The sequence below is a fragment of the Methanofollis tationis genome, assembly GCF_013377755.1.
In the GTDB taxonomy this organism is placed as follows: domain Archaea; phylum Halobacteriota; class Methanomicrobia; order Methanomicrobiales; family Methanofollaceae; genus Methanofollis; species Methanofollis tationis.
Map to the genome: position 1 here is coordinate 879,976 of NZ_JABXWR010000001.1, position 15,560 is coordinate 895,535.

Here is a 15,560-nt window from a genome sequence, read left to right on the forward strand (position 1 = left end):
TGATGATGATGGAGACAGTTACACTGACCATTAAAAAACAGCCCGATCTCCGTCTTGAGGCTGAAAAGATCACCCCTGACGCCTTCGCAGGCAAGAGCGCTGCCGAGATCGCCGATCTCCCGGTCTTTGAGGGCAGGGAGACCGCCAAACTCGGAACCTACTTCGATGTTGCGGGCAAAGGCGGCGCGACCGCTGCTGAGACAAAGATCGTCATCAAGGGCGACGCCTCCCGCGTGAAGTACATCGGAATGAAGATGACCGCCGGCGAGGTCCTGATCGAGGGCTCGGCCGACATGTACGCCGGGGCCTGGATGGAAGGCGGCAAACTCGTCGTCAAGGGCGACGTCGACGCCTTCGCAGGCACCGGCATGAAGGGCGGGATCTTCGAGATCGGCGGCAACGCCGGCAACTACCTCGGCGCCGCATACCGCGGCGACTGGAGGGGGATGCAGGGCGGCACCATCCGCGTGAAGGGCAACGCCGGTTCTGATATCGGCTACTTCATGAACGGCGGGACCATCATCGTCGAAGGCGACGCCGATGTTCATGTCGCCACGCACGCCGAGGGCGGCACCATCATCATCAAGGGCAACGGCAAGTCCAAGATCGGCGGCCAGATGGTCAAGGGAGACATCTATGTCTTCGGCACCATCGACGTCATGATGCCGGGCTTTGTCTACCGCAAAGACGTCGACCTCGAGGTCGACGGCACCAGGGCCACCTTCGCTCTCTATGAGGGCGACATGGGGGAGCGCCACGGCAAGCGGAAAGGCGAGGTCATCTACGGCAAAATTTATCAAAAATACTAATTCAATCTCTTTTTTTCAAAAAAACGAAGCGCAGGCAGAGGTAATATACTCTACACATAAGCATATTATTACGTAACACCCGCACAGGTAGAACTCACACGTTGGAGCGGGAGCGCCAGGCCTATAAAAACTCTATCTGAAGATTCTTTCAATTTCACCATATATCAGAATACATATAAAATGTCACAAGGCCCCGTGAATCACAACCCTTATATGGCGAGATGAGGAATATGCAATTGTCCCCTGAGGGACGTGCAGTAGTACCCATCAGCGATTGTCAGCGATTCATTTAGTGTTCAGCGCACAGTAACCGTATTGTATTGTAACAAACCCAAATCTGGAGGAATTATATGGCAAAATATTCAGACACGATCGACCTCTACGACGATGAGGGCAAGCTCCTCAAGAGCGGTGTCGCTCTCGAAAAGGTCAGCCCGGTTGTGAACCCTGCGATCAAGAAGATGATGGACCTCACCAAGAGGACCGTCGCGGTCAACCTCGCAGGCATTGAGAACGGTGTGAAGACCGGTGCGGTCGGCGGCAAGGCAAACATCATCCCCGGGCGCACCCTCGACCTCAGCGTCGTCAAGGACAGCGACGCGATCATCGCCAGGATCAAGGAGATGGTCTCGGTCGCCGAGGGCGACGACACTGTCATCAAGAACTTCGGCGGCAAGCTGCTCCTTGTCGAGGTCCCGAAGGCGCGTATCGAGGCGGCAGCCACCTACGACGCTGCGATCACCTCGGTCGCCGCGGCCACCACCTACGCCCTCATCGACCAGTACAATGTCGGGCCCTTTGACGCCGGCATCATCAAGTCGGCGGTATGGGGTACCTACCCGCAGACCATGGACATGGCCGGTGCGAACGTCCAGTCCATTCTGTCGATCCCGCAGAACAACGAAGGCCTCGGCTTTGCCCTGAGGAACATCCCGGCGAACCACACCGTGATGATCACGGGCAGGAACGCCATGCAGGGCGCTGCGCTCGCTTCGACCTTCGAGCAGGCCGGCCAGTGGGAGATGGGCAACTCCATCGGACCCTTCGAGCGTGCACAGCTCCTCGGCTATGCCTACCAGGGCCTGAACGCCAACAACATGGTCTACGACCTTGTCAAGGCGAACGGCGCAACCGGCACCGTCGGTACTGTCGTCCAGTCCCTGGTCGAGCGTGCGATCGAGGACAAGGTCATCATGCCCGGCAAGAAGGGCGGATACTTCCAGTTCTACGACACCAAGGACCCGATGCTCTGGAACGCCTACGCTGCCGCGGGCACCCTCGCCGCCACCATGGTGAACTGTGGTGCGGGCCGGTTCGCCCAGGCCGTCTCCTCGACCCTGCTGTACTTCAACGACCTGCTCGAGCACGAGACCGGGCTGCCCGGCTGTGACTACGGCCGTGTCATGGGTACTGCTGTCGGGTTCTCGTTCTTCAGCCACTCGATCTACGGTGGCGGCGGTCCGGGTATCTTCAACGGCAACCACGTCGTGACCAGGCACTCCGCCGGTTTCGCGATTCCCTGCGTGGTCGCCGCCTGTGCCCTCGATGCCGGCACCCAGATGTTCTCTGCCGAGAGCACTTCCAAGATCTACGGCGAGACCTACGGCAAGATCGAAGAGTTCGCAAAGCCCCTGCAGCACATTGCAAAGGCAGTATAAGGTAGCAGTCTGATGACAGAAGCCGTATATCCCCAGTGTAGGATAGTGCCTGCGCGTTTCCTCAACCCGGAGACAGTTGAGGCACTCCTCAGCCGGATACTCGAGGTCGGAGGGATCAGGAAACTGATCCTGAACGGACCTCGCCTCCCCACCACCGTCCCATACGGTCCGGCCCGCGGTCTGCCCAACCCGCACCAGATGCGGAGGGTGATCCGTGCCGGGGACCAGGACGTCGAGCTTCAGGTGCAGGTCGGGACGATCCTGATCGAACTTGAAGACCGGTCCTTTATCGAACCCATCAGGAAAGCATGCGATGAGGTCTTTACGAACTTCCCGTACGGATTATCTGAGGGGAAGTTTATGAAGACCCAGGCGACCGTATCAGATTATGCAAAGTACGGGCCCGATGCCGACGAGGTCATGCTCGGCACCACCGATCCGAAGAGCCGCAAAGGGCCCCTGATCATCCAGGGAACAAAATAACCATGCCAATCGGAAGGGTAACCCAGGTAGTGGACTGCAGGGAGAGCATGGGAATGGGCAAGGGCGGAGGACTCGCCCAGCGAGGCACCATTTCCGAATGCCGTCACCCTGATGTGATCGTCGTCGGCATGTCGCCGGGACGCCGGCACGTAACAAAGCCGGTCTGCGACATCACATCCGCTCTCAGACGGGAGGGGGTGGAGTTCTCCGTGAGCACGCTCGTGCTCAATGCGGGGAGCGGCGTTCCACCCGACTCTCCAAAGATTGCCGGATCAGTCCTTGGCGCCTACTTCGGGCTTACCGAGAAAGAGATTGAGCAGATCGAAGAGCATAAGGTCGCAATCCTCCACCACGGCAACGTCAGGTCGCATGTGGTGCAGAAGGTCAGGTTCATGCTGGAGCACGTCGACGTGAAGGCCGTCGTCGTCTCCCAGGCACCGATCGACTACGAGGATCTCGCAAAGGAAGGCGTGAAAACAGCCTTCGTCATGCCTTCCCCTGATAAGGTGAGGACCAGAGGGCGCGTGGAGGCAATCGTCTCCGGGGTCACCAGAGGTCAGACACCTACACGGGAGAAGATGGCCGAAGTCATTGCAGCCGTTACCAGACTAATGAAAGAAGAAAAGTATTGAGGTGAAATTATCTATGGCATATAAACCACAGTTCGGACCGGGAACCTCTGTTGTCGCCGAAAACAGGCGCAAGCAGATGAACCCGGGCTACAAGCTTGAGAAGATCCGCGACGTGACCGATGAAGACGTCGTCCTGATCCTTGGCCACCGCGCCCCGGGTGCGGCCTACCCGACCGCCCACCCGCCCCTTGCCGAGCAGCAGGAGCCAAACTGCCCGATCAGAAAGATCGTCACCCCGACCGAGGGTGCAAAGGCCGGCGACCGCGTCCGCTACATCCAGTTCGCTGACTCGATGTTCAACGCCCCGTCCCAGCCGTACCAGCGCACCTACATGGAGTGCTACCGCTTCCGCGGCATCGACCCCGGCACCCTCTCTGGCCGTCAGATCGTCGAGTGCCGCGAGCGCGACCTTGAAGGATACTCCAAGGAACTGATCAACACCGAGGTCTTCGACCCGGCTCTCGTATCCTGCCGTGGTGCGACCGTGCACGGTCACTCCCTCCGTCTCGCAGAGGACGGCATGATGTTCGACATGCTCCAGCGCTGTGTGCTCGGCGCTGACGGCGTGGTCAAGTACGTCAAGAACCAGATCGGCGAGCCCCTCGACCGTGCGGTCAACGTCGGCAAGCCGATGGACACCAACTGGCTCAAGGCGCACACGACCATCTTCCACTCGCTCGCCGGAACGGCGTACCGCGATGACGCCGAGTACGTCGAGTACATCCAGCGGATCCACTCGCTGAGAACGAAATACGGCTTCATGCCGAAGGAGGACTGATTCACATGGCAAAGATTGAGAGAACCCAGAAGCTCTTCCTGAAAGCGCTCAAGGAGAAGTTCCAGGGACAGGACGTCCAGTCCGAGAAGGCAGAGTTCTACAAGTTCGGCGGCCTCAAGCAGTCCCCGAGAAAACAGGAATTCCTCAAGGAGTCCCGCGCCGTCGAGATGCAGCGTGGCATCTCCATGTATGACCCCGAGCGCTGCCACCTTGGCGGCATCCCGATGGGCCAGCGCCAGCTGATGACCTACGAGGTCTCCGGCACCGGCGTCTTCGTGGAGGGCGACGACCTGCACTTCGTCAACAACGCTGCGATGCAGCAGTTCTGGGACGACATCCGCCGGACGATCATCGTCGGCATGGACCTCGCTCACGCCACCCTGCAGAAGCGTCTGGGCAAGGAAGTCACCCCCGAGACGATCAACGAGTACCTGCACATCCTCAACCACGCCATGCCCGGCGCAGCCGTGGTTCAGGAGCACATGGTCGAGACCCACCCGGCGCTCACCGATGACTGCTATGTGAAGGTCTTCACCGGCGACGACGAACTCGCCGACGACATCGAGCCCCAGTTCCTCCTCAACATCGAGAAGCTCTTCCCGGCGAAGTCCGCGGAGGCCCTCAAGGCGGCTGTCGGCAAGTCGATGTTCCAGGCCGTTCACATCCCGACGATTGTCTCCCGCACCTGCGACGGCGGTACCACCTCCCGGTGGTCTGCGATGCAGCTCGGCATGTCCTACATCGCCGCGTACCGCATGTGCGCCGGTGAAGCGGCCGTCGCCGACCTCTCCTACGCTGCAAAGCACGCCGGCGTCATTCAGATGGCCGACATCCTGCCGGCCCGCCGTGCACGCGGTCCGAACGAGCCCGGTGGCATCAAGTTCGGCCACTTCGCCGACATGATCCAGGCCGACCGCAAGTACCCCAACGACCCCGCAAGGGCGTCCCTTGAGGTCGTCGGTGCAGGCACGATGCTCTTCGACCAGATCTGGCTCGGATCGTACATGTCCGGCGGTGTCGGCTTCACCCAGTATGCGACCGCCGCGTACACCGACAACATCCTCGACGAGTTCACCTACTACGGCATGGACTACATCAAGGACAAGTACAAAGTCGACTGGAAGCACCCGTCCGCAGCGGACAAGGTCAAGCCGACCCAGGAGATCGTCAACGACATCGCCGGCGAGGTCACCCTCAACGCGATGGAGCAGTACGAGCAGTTCCCGACCATGATGGAGGACCACTTCGGCGGGTCCCAGCGTGCCGGTGTCATCGCCGCCGCTTCCGGCCTGTCCACCGCCATCGCCACCGGCAACTCGAACGCCGGTCTCAACGGCTGGTACCTCTCGATGCTCATGCACAAGGAAGGCTGGAGCCGCCTCGGCTTCTTCGGCTACGACCTGCAGGACCAGTGCGGTTCGACCAACTCGCTCTCCGTCCGCCCGGACGAGGGTGCGATCGGCGAGTTCCGCGGTCCGAACTACCCGAACTACGCGATGAACGTCGGTCACCAGGGCGAGTACGCCGCTATCGTCGGCAGTGCGCACTACACGCGCGCCGACGCATGGTCGATGAACCCGCTGATCAAGATCACCTTCGCGGACCCGGCGCTGAAGTTCGACTTCGCCGAACCCAGGCGCGAGTTCGCAAAGGGTGCGATCAGAGAGTACATGCCGGCCGGCGAGCGCTCCCTGATCATCCCGGCAAAGTAAAACCCATTACACAATTTTTTTTTACCTACTGCAATTATGCATTCGGAAAGTCGCAGTATTTTCCCCATTTGGATGTTTTAAACCAAATAATGGGAGTATTCCCAATACTTTCCGAAACATTTAATTAAATCATAAACGACTGTTAAATGAACCACAAAGAGTTTGTACTCCATCTGTGTGGTAACGCGAATGTGAAAACTCTCGTGCATCAATTGTGCGCTGGGAGGGAGATGAATGGAAAGCATATTATTAGGCGTAGGAGTAACAGCATTGGCAGGTGCTCTTGCTACCGTTGCCGGCGCTGCCGAGGACACTGAGTCCAACATCGGATCACAGGGTGACCCGAACTCTCAGGTCCAGTTGGCTCCGCAGATGGGCTATATTCACCGGATTTACAACAAGGCTGTATCCGGTGAACCGCCCGCATATGGTCTGTGGGTCACTATCGGCGCAGGCGTGGCCTGGGCATTTATGGCAACCGGCATGAACCCGGTGCTTGCTATTGTTATTGCGTCCTCACTTGCAATCTTCGTGCAGGGCGTGTATGCGGCGACTGCCTACCTTGGCAGGACGTCGAGTCTGGCAAAGTTTGAACAACCGGTATACATCGACCTACTCAAGTCGGTGACCTCCGTCACGATGGCGCATGCCTTTGTTGCGGTATTCACGACCGTGTCGATGTGTTACCTCATGAACGCGGCTCTCGGTCACCCGTTCCCGCTGCCTCTTCTCGGTATCGTCTGGGGCATCGCTCTCGGTGCCGCAGGCTCTGCAACCGGCAACCCCTTCTATGGAAAGGAACGGCAGTACCAGTCCCAGATGTTCGGCGCAGGCGTTCCGATCTCCGCATCCGGCAACATCGTCCGGTATGCCGAGGCCGGTCAGCGCAGCTCCCTTGACAACGGCTGGTTCACCGCAAAGCTCGGCGGCCCGGCATCGGGTGTCTGCTTCGGGCTGATCGTATTCCTCGAGCTCTGGAGGACCGTCCTCTTCGAGGAGGCCGTCGGCGGTTGGGGCGCCATTATCGTCGGTGTCATCATCATCCTGATCTTCATGATCATCGACCGCTACATCGAGACCTGGGCCCGCAAGAACTACGGTCCGTACACGAATGCTGAGGAGGCATCGGCATGAGCGCACTTGGTGCAGCAAAAGGCGGCGGCGAAGGCATCAACCCGACCGCGTCCATCATCGGCATTGTCATCATCATCGCAGCCCTCGCGATCACCGCAGTCATGGCGGCGCCTGCCCTTGTGGCAGTCATCGGCGTGATCATCGGCGGCGCTCTCGTCGGCTTCGGTGTCCACTTCGTCCCGGTCGGCGGCGCACCTGCCGCTATGGGCCAGTCCCCCGGTATCGCTACCGGTGTGGCCATGCTCGCGGCCGGTGCAGGCCTTGCCGGCCTCTTCGGCGGCGCATGGGCTGCAGCAAACCCCGCATTCGGGATTGCTGTCGTCATCGCCGCAGGCGCTATCGGCGGCGGCCTCATGATGGCGATCACCTGTCTGATGGTCAACATCGTCTACATCTTTGGCATGGGTATTCCGGCCGCATCAGGAAAGGTCGCGAAGGACCCGATCACCGGCGACTCCCAGGCGGAGTACAAGTCACAGGGCACTGAAGGTCACGGCCTGCCGTTCATCTCTTATGTCGGCGGTGTGATCGGCGGTCTGCTCGGCGGCGCCGGCGGTACGCTCATCTACTATGAGCTCCTGCAGGTCTACTCGGCCATGCTTCCCGCAATGTTCAACGCAAGCGCAGAAGAGGTCCTGCCGATCGCAGTCTCACTCGCAGGCATCTTCGCTGTCGGCATGTTCCTGGTGAACGCCGTGCTTGCCGCGTACAACATTACGGGCACGATTGAAGGGCCCCACGACCCGAAGTTCAAGCGCTTCCCGCGTGCAATCATCGGGTGTGCCGTCGCTTCGGCAGTCTGCGGCCTGTTTGCAGTTCTGATTGTGGTGGTGTAAAATGACAGTACAAATTACCGCTTCAACCGGCGGCATACCCCACGACAAGCTGATGGCAGTCGGCCTTGTTGGCTCGGTCATCTGCCTGTACCTGACCTATCTCAACAGCGCCACCGGAACCGAGGTCTTCTCGTTCTTCGGCGGACTTGCTGCTGTTTTCGCTCTGGTATGGGGCACGAGCACCATCAAGCACCTCTGCAGCTACGGTATCGGTACCGGCGTGCCGTCCGCAGGCATGATCGCCTTCGGTTCCGGTGTGATTGCCATGCTGCTTGCAACCCGCTTTGACGCCATGTACCTCACTCCGATCATGGCCGTCGTCTTCGGCGCCATCGTCGGCGGTGTCTGCGGTTTCCTGGCAAACGGTGTCATGCGCATGAACATCCCGGTCATGGTCCGCTCGCTCACCGAGATGGCCATCATCGGTGCGATCGTCATCCTCGGCCTTACGGCCGTCATGGCAGGCGGCTTCGGTTTCGACGCCCTCTCCGTGAAGACCGTCTCGATCCTGGGCATCCTTTCGACCACGTCCTTCGGGGCTTCGCTGCTCGGCGGCTGCCTGATCGCGGTCTCTTTCATGCTTGGCGGTATTGCTCTCCAGCACCCGTTCAACGCCTGCCTCGGCCCCGGCGAGAAGCAGGACCGGACGCTCACGCTCGCTGCAGAGTGCGGCTTCCTCTCGATGATCGTTGTCGCTGTCATCTCATTCGCCTTCGTCAGCGCATTCGCAGCGATCATCTCGCTTGTTGTCGCCATTGCAGGCTGGTACTACACCTTTGTCAAGTACATCGAATACAGCAAGCGCGATGCGTACGCATGGCTCGACGCTAAGCCGATTCTCGAACCCAAGGGTGAGGACTGATGGGATACGTACTCGTACTGCCCGAATTCGGGCTTGTAGTAGACCCGATGGTCGGCGTCGTCACCACGGCAGGTGTTTCGTACCAGCCGGTGATCGACAAGGTCACCGAACTTGAGAAGTACACCGACGACCTCGTCGGCATGCTCTCCGGTGAAGGTGCCTTCGCTGCCTCATTCCCTGGCAGAGAGAAGTCACTGGTCATCGCCGGTGGCGTCACCGCCCTCTGGTATGGTATGGCTGTAGGACTGCTCATTGCGGGGATCATCGTCTTCGCACTGATCTGAGGTGGAAAAAATGGCAGACAAGACATCACCGGCAAGTGGATGGCCCATTGCAAAGGGCGACTTCCACTCAGGCGACGCCAAATCATGTGTCGCCGTCGTCACCATGGGGTCCCACCTCGATGAGCAGGCGATCTGCGATGCAGGCGCCGCACTCTGCGGCTCGTGCAAGACAGAGAACCTCGGCCTCGAGAAGGTCATCGCAAACATCATCTCGAACCCGAACATCAGGTTCGTCCTGACCTGCGGTACCGAGGTCAAGGGGCACCTTTCCGGACAGACGTTCCAGGCGCTCCACGCCAACGGCGTCGAGGGCGGCAAGGTCGTCGGCTCAAAGGGTGCGATCCCCTTCATCGAGAACCTCGATGATGCAGCGATCAAGCGCTTCCAGGCCCAGACCGAACTCGTCGACATCATGGAGACCGAGGACCTCGGTGCAATCAAGGCGAAGATCGCCGAACTCACCGGGAAAGACCCCGGAGCGTTCGGAGAAGCGCCCATGATCGTCGAGGTCAAGGAGGCTGAGGGCGGCGCCGAAGAAGTAGGCGGCGAAATCGTCGAGATGAACGGCGACCTGGCGCTTATCCACGCCCGGTTCAAGATCATTGAGAAGATGGTGACTGACATCGGATACCGCGACAGACTGGCCGCGGGCGTCTACAGTGGAAAGATCGAGGGCCTGATGATCGGCCTGATCGTGTCATTTGCCATACTCGGTTTCCTCTTGCTGGGGTGAAAAGAACATGGCAGAAGAAGAGAAGAAGACATCTGGCGCAATCAGGATGGCTGCGATCGACACGATCATGTCAGACATCAAGTTTAAGTCCCAGATCATTGCCAGGACGAACAAACTCGATTCAGGCATTATGGACTCAGGTATTCCAGGCTTTGCGGCAGGCATGCTCATCGTCATGGTCCTTGTCGTGGTGCCGGTATTCCTGATCTGAGGTGAGAAGCATGGCAGACAAGACATCACCGGCAAGTGGATGGCCCATTGCAAAGGGCGACTTCCACTCAGGCGACGCCAACTCGTGTGTCGCCGTCGTCACCATGGGGTCCCACCTCGATGAGCAGGCGATCTGCGATGCAGGCGCCGCACTCTGCGGCTCGTGCAAGACAGAGAACCTCGGCCTCGAGAAGGTCATCGCAAACATCATCTCGAACCCGAACATCAGGTTCGTCCTGACCTGCGGTACCGAGGTCAAGGGGCACCTTTCCGGACAGACGTTCCAGGCGCTCCACGCCAACGGCGTCGAGGGCGGCAAGGTCGTCGGCTCAAAGGGTGCGATCCCCTTCATCGAGAACCTCGATGATGCAGCGATCAAGCGCTTCCAGGCCCAGACCGAACTCGTCGACATCATGGAGACCGAGGACCTCGGTGCAATCAAGGCGAAGATCGCCGAACTCACCGGGAAAGACCCCGGAGCGTTCGGAGAAGGCCCCATGGTCGTCGAGGTCAAGGAAGCCGAGGGCGGCGCTGCCGGAACGGCAGTTGCCGGCGCAAACCCGCAGTTCCTTGAGATCGAGAAGAGGCTCGACGAGGTTGAGACAAGGATTGAGTTCGTGAACGCCGAGGTGACCCAGCGCATCGGTCGGAAGATCGGCAGGGACATCGGCATACTCTACGGATTGGTAGCAGGACTGTTCGTCTTTATGATGCTCATATTCCTGCTCCCGAAATTGATGTAAGGAGGCAAGATCAGTATGTTCAAGTTTGAGAAAGAACAGGCCGTATTCGACTTCAACGGCATTAAACTCGGTGGCCAGCCTGGAGAGTACCCCCGGGTTCTCGGCGCATCCATCTTCTACAACAAGCACGAGACCGTGCTCGACGACCACACGGGCAAGATCGACAAGGCAAAGGCAGAAGCGCTCTGGAACCGCTGTCAGGAACTCTACGACCAGACAGGCAACCCGTACTTCATCCAGATCATTTCGGAGTACGGCGAGGCCTTTGAGAGCTACTTCGACTGGTTCTGTTCGATCGACGACAAGACGCCCTTCCTGATGGACTCCTCGGCGGCACCGGCACTCGCCCACGCCTGCGAGTACGTCACCGAGGTCGGCATCGCCGACCGTGCGATCTACAACTCGATCAACGGCTCCATCACGCCGGAGAGCATCGAGGCCCTGAAAAAGTCCGACGTCAACTCGGCGATCGTCCTCGCCTTCAACCCCGGCGACCCCTCGGTCGCGGGCCGTGAAAAGGTGCTCACCGAGGGCGGTGTCGCAGGCCAGGCAAAGTCCATGATCGGCATTGCCGAAGAGTGCGGCATCACCCGTCCGATCCTGGACACTGCGGCGACCCCGCTCGGCCTCGGCTCAGGCGGCTCGTTCCGTGAGATCCTCGCCTGCAAGGCGATCCACGGCCTGCCGACCGGCGGCGCATACCACAACATGACCGTCTCCTGGACCTGGCTGAAGCGCTGGAGGAAGAACGTCCTCGCCTCCCAGTACGAGGGCAAGGATGTCCTCCTCGAACAGATGGCTCACCACCACTTCGGCGGCATGGAGGGTATCAGGCAGACAGCATGGGCGGCCCCTGATATCGGCTGCAACATCATGGCCATGACCCTGGGCGCCGACCTGATCATGTTCGGTCCGATCGAGAACTGCGAGGGCATCGCCACGGCGGCCGCGTTCTCCGACATCGTCCTCGCCGAGGCGCGCCGCGAACTCGGTGGAGACCTTGGAGAAGGTGTCACCAAGCACCCCCTCCTGTCACTCGTCTAAAATCCAACACCTTTTTTTCTGCGCCGGAGAGTCGGGAAACAACGTTTCCCGGCAACGGTGCAGATCCAGACCGGATTTCGCCCCATCATAACCGGGCGTGATTCAGTTGTGCCGTTCTTCCTGGTGGACTACCCGGCGCACCTGAGTTTCCGTGGCTCTTCGCTGTTTCATGTGGGTAACGCTTTCACACCTGCCTATCGATCAACCGCTTTCCCTAGGCTGTCCACCGGGGGTTGCACCCCCGGACCCCCACGCACGATTGGACCGGGAAGGCACACACACGATCCTGAGGGATTATACCCATCCCCCCCTATCGCAGATCATCGGGGCAAGCCAGCCCCCAGGCACCGGCACAGGGATCAACTACTTTTCATCTGGAAACACTCCTCGCTTTCTCAATCGCGACCTGCCTTGTGAGGTCAGCCCATTATCCCGGGTCGCCTGAGAGCAGTCAAATGAAGATGCCATGGCTACCCACACACAGTAGCGAAGAGCCATTTCCGTTCAGAATAGATCTTCAGAGGGAGCGTCCTGCCCACCAGAGGTTTCTCTCACATCTCCCATCCCCGCACCAATCGCAGTTCTGTTGGAGCAGCAGGCCCCCAGGCACCGGTGCACCCGATCTACGCTATCGGCACCCTGGCAGGGGCTTACCACGCGGGGGCACACCGGGTCCCCTTCGCTCACACGCCGTTCAGGTATGCCAGACTCGGACGGACCGCACCGAGATCCTGCACCTCGATCACCGCCGTGGTGCGGGGCGATAAAGAATCCAGAACCGCTGAAAAATCGATGGTGCCGGTGCCGCAGGCAGCGTGCTCGTCCTGCACGCCGCGGTTGTCGTGGAGATGGAGGTGGACGGGCGTTCCTGCACGGAGAAATGCCTCGAGATTTCCGTTGAGATGGGCATGGCCGACGTCCAGGACAAAGCCGAGGCCGAGGTCCTTGAGCACCGGCAGGAGCGAGGTGTCCCTGAAATGGCAGCAGGGCCACGAGCCCATATTTTCGACGGCGATGGTGACGGCGCACGCCTCCTGGAGGCGGGAAAGGTCTTCCAGAGACCGGCGGAGCGCCAGATCCGACGCCGCCATCAGGTGGGAGTCCATGCAGACGCCAGGGTGGACCACGAGCACCGAGGCCCCGATAAGGTCGCACACGCCAACAAGGTCTTCGATCACCTGGATCGACGCCCTCCGCATCCGCTCGTGTTCGAGAGCGATGTTGAGGTCAGTGGTCGGGGCATGGACGGTGTAGCGGAGATCAAAGGAGGCACAGACCTCTGCATACAGAAAGATTGAGTGCAGGGAGTCGGAGAGGACCTCGATAAGCCCGGTCTCCTGCGAGAGTGTTTCCAGCGCATCGCAGAGTGGGCGGTGCATCAGGCAATAGGTGGAGACGCCAATCTCTCTCATGGACGATCGGCCCTGCGCGCAGCCAGACGGTCCAGAAGTTCAGAAACGCTTCCGACCCGCACCGCACCGTTTTTCAGCAGCGCATCAAGAATGGCCGTCGCCTCGCCGCCGGTGTAGTCGTGGTCAGCCGGATCGGTTCCACCGGGAGAGAGCAGGAATACCAGGAGGCCGGCATGGTCCCCGAGCGTCCGCAGGTTGTCGATATTGCCGGGGCCGACCGGCATCCCGGTCACGACGACCGCATCAGACGCTTGAAGGACGGCCGCATACTCCTCCAGGGAGCGGGAGGAGATCGGGGCGAAGGGGGGTTCCCGGATCACCCTGATCCCGAGGCCCTCCGCGGCGGTGCAGTCGGAATCGTTCGCCGAGAGCACACCGGCCGTCACCTCGTGACCGGCAGAGCGCAGGGCGTAGAGGGTCTCCGCCCCGGTGCCACCGCCGCAGACCACGTGCACCCTGAGGGGGTGGCCGGCAACCGGGCCCGGCTCATAGCGCGGCACCGCATAGGGGCGCCCGGTGATGGGGTGGGTGCGGACGATCATCTCCACACCGAAGATCTCCCTGATGTTTTTGTCGGTGATCACCGCCGCAGGCGTCCCGACGGCGGCGATACGCGCCCGCTCCATCAGGATGATCGTGTCGCAGAAGTAGGCGGCGAGGTTGATGTCGTGGAAGACGCCGATCACCGTTACTTCCGGGACGAGCCCCCTGATGATCGAGAGGATCTCGATCTGGTGGCTGATGTCCAGGTGCGAGGTCGGTTCGTCGAGGAGGAGCACCCGCGGCCTCTGGGCAAGGGCGCGGGCGATCAGCACCCGCTGTCGCTCGCCGCCGCTGATCTCGGTGATCAGGCGGCCGGCAAGGTATGCGGTGTTGGTGATCTCCATCGCGTGCCGGCAGATGGCGTAGTCCTCCTCGCCCATCGAGGAGAGGCGGCCGAGGTAGGGGTGGCGGCCCATCTGCACGATCTCCTCGACGGTGAAGTCGAAGGTGACGGCGGTCTCCTGCGGGACGGCGCCCATGATGGTGGCAAGGCCCCTGATCGAATACGTGCCAATATCTCTGCCGTCGACCATCACCGTCCCGGCCGCAGGGTCGATGATCCGGGAGAGCGCACGCAGCAGGGTGGTCTTTCCGCATCCGTTCGGGCCGAGAATGCCGATGAACGAGCCCCCGGCCACCGCAAGCGAGACCGCCTGGAGCACGCGGGTGTCGCCATAGGAGACGTCCAGATCCTCTGTTCTGACCATTATGCCTGTCATGTGCGCGTCCTGCTCCTGAGAAGGTAGATGAAAAACGGTGCGCCGAAGAACGACGTGACGATGCCCACCGGGATCTCGGTCGGGAGGATGCGGACCAGGGTGTCGGCCCACACCAGGAGGGCGGCGCCCGCCATCATCGCCGAGGGGATGAGGATGCGGTGATCGGGTCCGACGAGGATGCGCATCAGGTGGGGGACGATCAGCCCGATAAAGCCGATCGAACCGGCCACCGAGACGGCGATGCCGGTGATGAAGGAGGAGAGCAGGAGAAGGGCAAACTTCAGTTTCTCCACGTCAACACCCAGGTGGACGGCGTCCTCCTCGCCGATGGAGATCACGTTGAGGTCGCGCGCACAGAGAAAGAGGACCAGACAGGCGGGCAGGAGGAGGAGGCCGATCCAGACGTCGCTCCACGAGATGTTCCAGAACCCGCCCATCAGCCAGAACATGATCTGGTGGAGGCTTTTTCCGGACATGTACATGATGAAGGAGAGGACGGCCGAGAGAAACATCGAGACGGCGATGCCCGAGAGAAGGAGGGTCTCGACCGTCACCCGCCCCTTGCGCCGTGAGATGAGGTAGACAAGCACGGTGGAGGCGGTGGCGCCGACGAAGGCGAAGACCGGGAGGCCGAAACCCATGAAGAAGACGATCGAGAGGGAGGCGCCGAGCGCCCCGCCCGAGGAGGTGCCGATGATGTAGGGGTCGGCCATGGCGTTCTTGAAGAGCCCCTGCATCGCCGCGCCGGCGACGGCAAGGCCGGCCCCCACCAGCAGGGCGGCGAGCACCCGCGGAAGGCGGACGTCGAAGATGAGCATCTGGACCGTGTCCGGGTCGAGGTCCAGGAGGGAAAGACCGCTCGCCCCGATGGCGGTGGAGAGGACGATGCTCAAGAGAAGGAAACAGAAGAGGAAAATCAGCATCGTCCAGTTCTTTCTTTGCATAAATCCTTCTTCAAGATGAAATCT

At 60.6% G+C, this 15,560-nt stretch carries 17 protein-coding genes; 14 read left to right on the forward strand and 3 right to left on the reverse strand.

From position 1 onward, the window contains the following. The first annotated feature begins 8 nt into the window (after nucleotides 1–8). From HWN36_RS04510 to mtrH, 14 genes are all read left to right on the forward strand, one after another. The gene (locus tag HWN36_RS04510) at nucleotides 9–809 is read left to right on the forward strand and encodes a formylmethanofuran dehydrogenase subunit C (protein WP_176788268.1); all 801 of its coding nucleotides are present in this window, start codon (nucleotides 9–11) and stop codon (nucleotides 807–809) included. A 350-nt stretch (nucleotides 810–1,159) separates the two neighbouring features. Continuing rightward, on the forward strand, nucleotides 1,160–2,467 hold the full coding sequence (mcrB, locus tag HWN36_RS04515) for a coenzyme-B sulfoethylthiotransferase subunit beta (protein ID WP_176788269.1): 1,308 nt from the start codon (nucleotides 1,160–1,162) through the stop codon (nucleotides 2,465–2,467). Nucleotides 2,468–2,479: 12 nt separating this feature from the next. Beyond that, complete coding sequence (mcrD, locus tag HWN36_RS04520) at nucleotides 2,480–2,950, forward strand: methyl-coenzyme M reductase operon protein D (RefSeq protein ID WP_176788270.1); 471 nt, start codon at nucleotides 2,480–2,482, stop codon at nucleotides 2,948–2,950. 2 nt (nucleotides 2,951–2,952) lie between these two features. Then, nucleotides 2,953–3,582, forward strand: a complete 630-nt coding sequence (gene mcrC, locus HWN36_RS04525) for a methyl-coenzyme M reductase I operon protein C (protein WP_004037744.1) — start codon at nucleotides 2,953–2,955, stop codon at nucleotides 3,580–3,582. 13 nt (nucleotides 3,583–3,595) lie between these two features. Further along, a complete protein-coding gene (mcrG, locus tag HWN36_RS04530; RefSeq protein ID WP_176788271.1) occupies nucleotides 3,596–4,360 on the forward strand; it encodes a coenzyme-B sulfoethylthiotransferase subunit gamma in 765 nt (254 codons plus the stop codon). A 5-nt stretch (nucleotides 4,361–4,365) separates the two neighbouring features. Next, nucleotides 4,366–6,072: a coenzyme-B sulfoethylthiotransferase subunit alpha gene (gene mcrA, locus HWN36_RS04535; RefSeq protein WP_176788272.1), complete on the forward strand. Its 1,707-nt coding sequence runs from the start codon at nucleotides 4,366–4,368 to the stop codon at nucleotides 6,070–6,072. A gap of 234 nt (nucleotides 6,073–6,306) precedes the next feature. Beyond that, nucleotides 6,307–7,206 carry a tetrahydromethanopterin S-methyltransferase subunit E gene (mtrE, locus tag HWN36_RS04540; protein WP_176788273.1) on the forward strand — a complete coding sequence of 300 codons (900 nt, stop codon included), beginning with the start codon at nucleotides 6,307–6,309 and terminating at the stop codon, nucleotides 7,204–7,206. Then, nucleotides 7,203–8,042 (forward strand): tetrahydromethanopterin S-methyltransferase subunit D, encoded by an 840-nt coding sequence (mtrD, locus tag HWN36_RS04545; protein WP_176788274.1) that lies wholly within the window; start codon nucleotides 7,203–7,205, stop codon nucleotides 8,040–8,042. Before mtrE ends, mtrD begins: the two co-directional genes overlap by 4 nt. Nucleotide 8,043: 1 nt before the next feature. Continuing rightward, entirely contained in the window at nucleotides 8,044–8,904 is an 861-nt protein-coding gene (mtrC, locus tag HWN36_RS04550) for a tetrahydromethanopterin S-methyltransferase subunit MtrC (protein ID WP_176788275.1), read from the forward strand. Further along, nucleotides 8,904–9,188 carry a tetrahydromethanopterin S-methyltransferase subunit MtrB gene (gene mtrB / locus HWN36_RS04555; protein ID WP_176788276.1) on the forward strand — a complete coding sequence of 95 codons (285 nt, stop codon included), beginning with the start codon at nucleotides 8,904–8,906 and terminating at the stop codon, nucleotides 9,186–9,188. The genes mtrC and mtrB overlap by 1 nt, the downstream gene beginning before the upstream one ends. Before the next feature lie 10 nt (nucleotides 9,189–9,198). Then, nucleotides 9,199–9,921 carry a tetrahydromethanopterin S-methyltransferase subunit A gene (mtrA, locus tag HWN36_RS04560; RefSeq protein ID WP_176788277.1) on the forward strand — a complete coding sequence of 241 codons (723 nt, stop codon included), beginning with the start codon at nucleotides 9,199–9,201 and terminating at the stop codon, nucleotides 9,919–9,921. A gap of 7 nt (nucleotides 9,922–9,928) precedes the next feature. Continuing rightward, a complete protein-coding gene (locus tag HWN36_RS04565; RefSeq protein WP_176788278.1) occupies nucleotides 9,929–10,132 on the forward strand; it encodes a tetrahydromethanopterin S-methyltransferase subunit F in 204 nt (67 codons plus the stop codon). Nucleotides 10,133–10,142: 10 nt separating this feature from the next. Next, nucleotides 10,143–10,874 carry a tetrahydromethanopterin S-methyltransferase subunit A gene (gene mtrA, locus HWN36_RS04570; RefSeq protein ID WP_176788279.1) on the forward strand — a complete coding sequence of 244 codons (732 nt, stop codon included), beginning with the start codon at nucleotides 10,143–10,145 and terminating at the stop codon, nucleotides 10,872–10,874. Nucleotides 10,875–10,889: 15 nt separating this feature from the next. Beyond that, on the forward strand, nucleotides 10,890–11,918 hold the full coding sequence (mtrH, locus tag HWN36_RS04575) for a tetrahydromethanopterin S-methyltransferase subunit H (protein WP_176788280.1): 1,029 nt from the start codon (nucleotides 10,890–10,892) through the stop codon (nucleotides 11,916–11,918). Nucleotides 11,919–12,601: 683 nt separating this feature from the next. Here the strand turns inward: mtrH and HWN36_RS04580 are convergent. From HWN36_RS04580 to HWN36_RS04590, 3 genes are read right to left on the reverse strand one after another with little or no spacing between them, the layout of a single operon-like run. Next, nucleotides 12,602–13,330 carry a sugar phosphate isomerase/epimerase family protein gene (locus tag HWN36_RS04580; protein WP_176788281.1) on the reverse strand — a complete coding sequence of 243 codons (729 nt, stop codon included), beginning with the start codon at nucleotides 13,328–13,330 and terminating at the stop codon, nucleotides 12,602–12,604. After that, complete coding sequence (locus HWN36_RS04585; RefSeq protein WP_176788282.1) at nucleotides 13,327–14,592, reverse strand: ABC transporter ATP-binding protein; 1,266 nt, start codon at nucleotides 14,590–14,592, stop codon at nucleotides 13,327–13,329. Before HWN36_RS04585 ends, HWN36_RS04580 begins: the two co-directional genes overlap by 4 nt. After that, a complete protein-coding gene (locus tag HWN36_RS04590) occupies nucleotides 14,589–15,536 on the reverse strand; it encodes a FecCD family ABC transporter permease (RefSeq protein WP_176788283.1) in 948 nt (315 codons plus the stop codon). The genes HWN36_RS04585 and HWN36_RS04590 overlap by 4 nt, the downstream gene beginning before the upstream one ends. Between the last annotated feature and the right edge of the window lie 24 nt (nucleotides 15,537–15,560).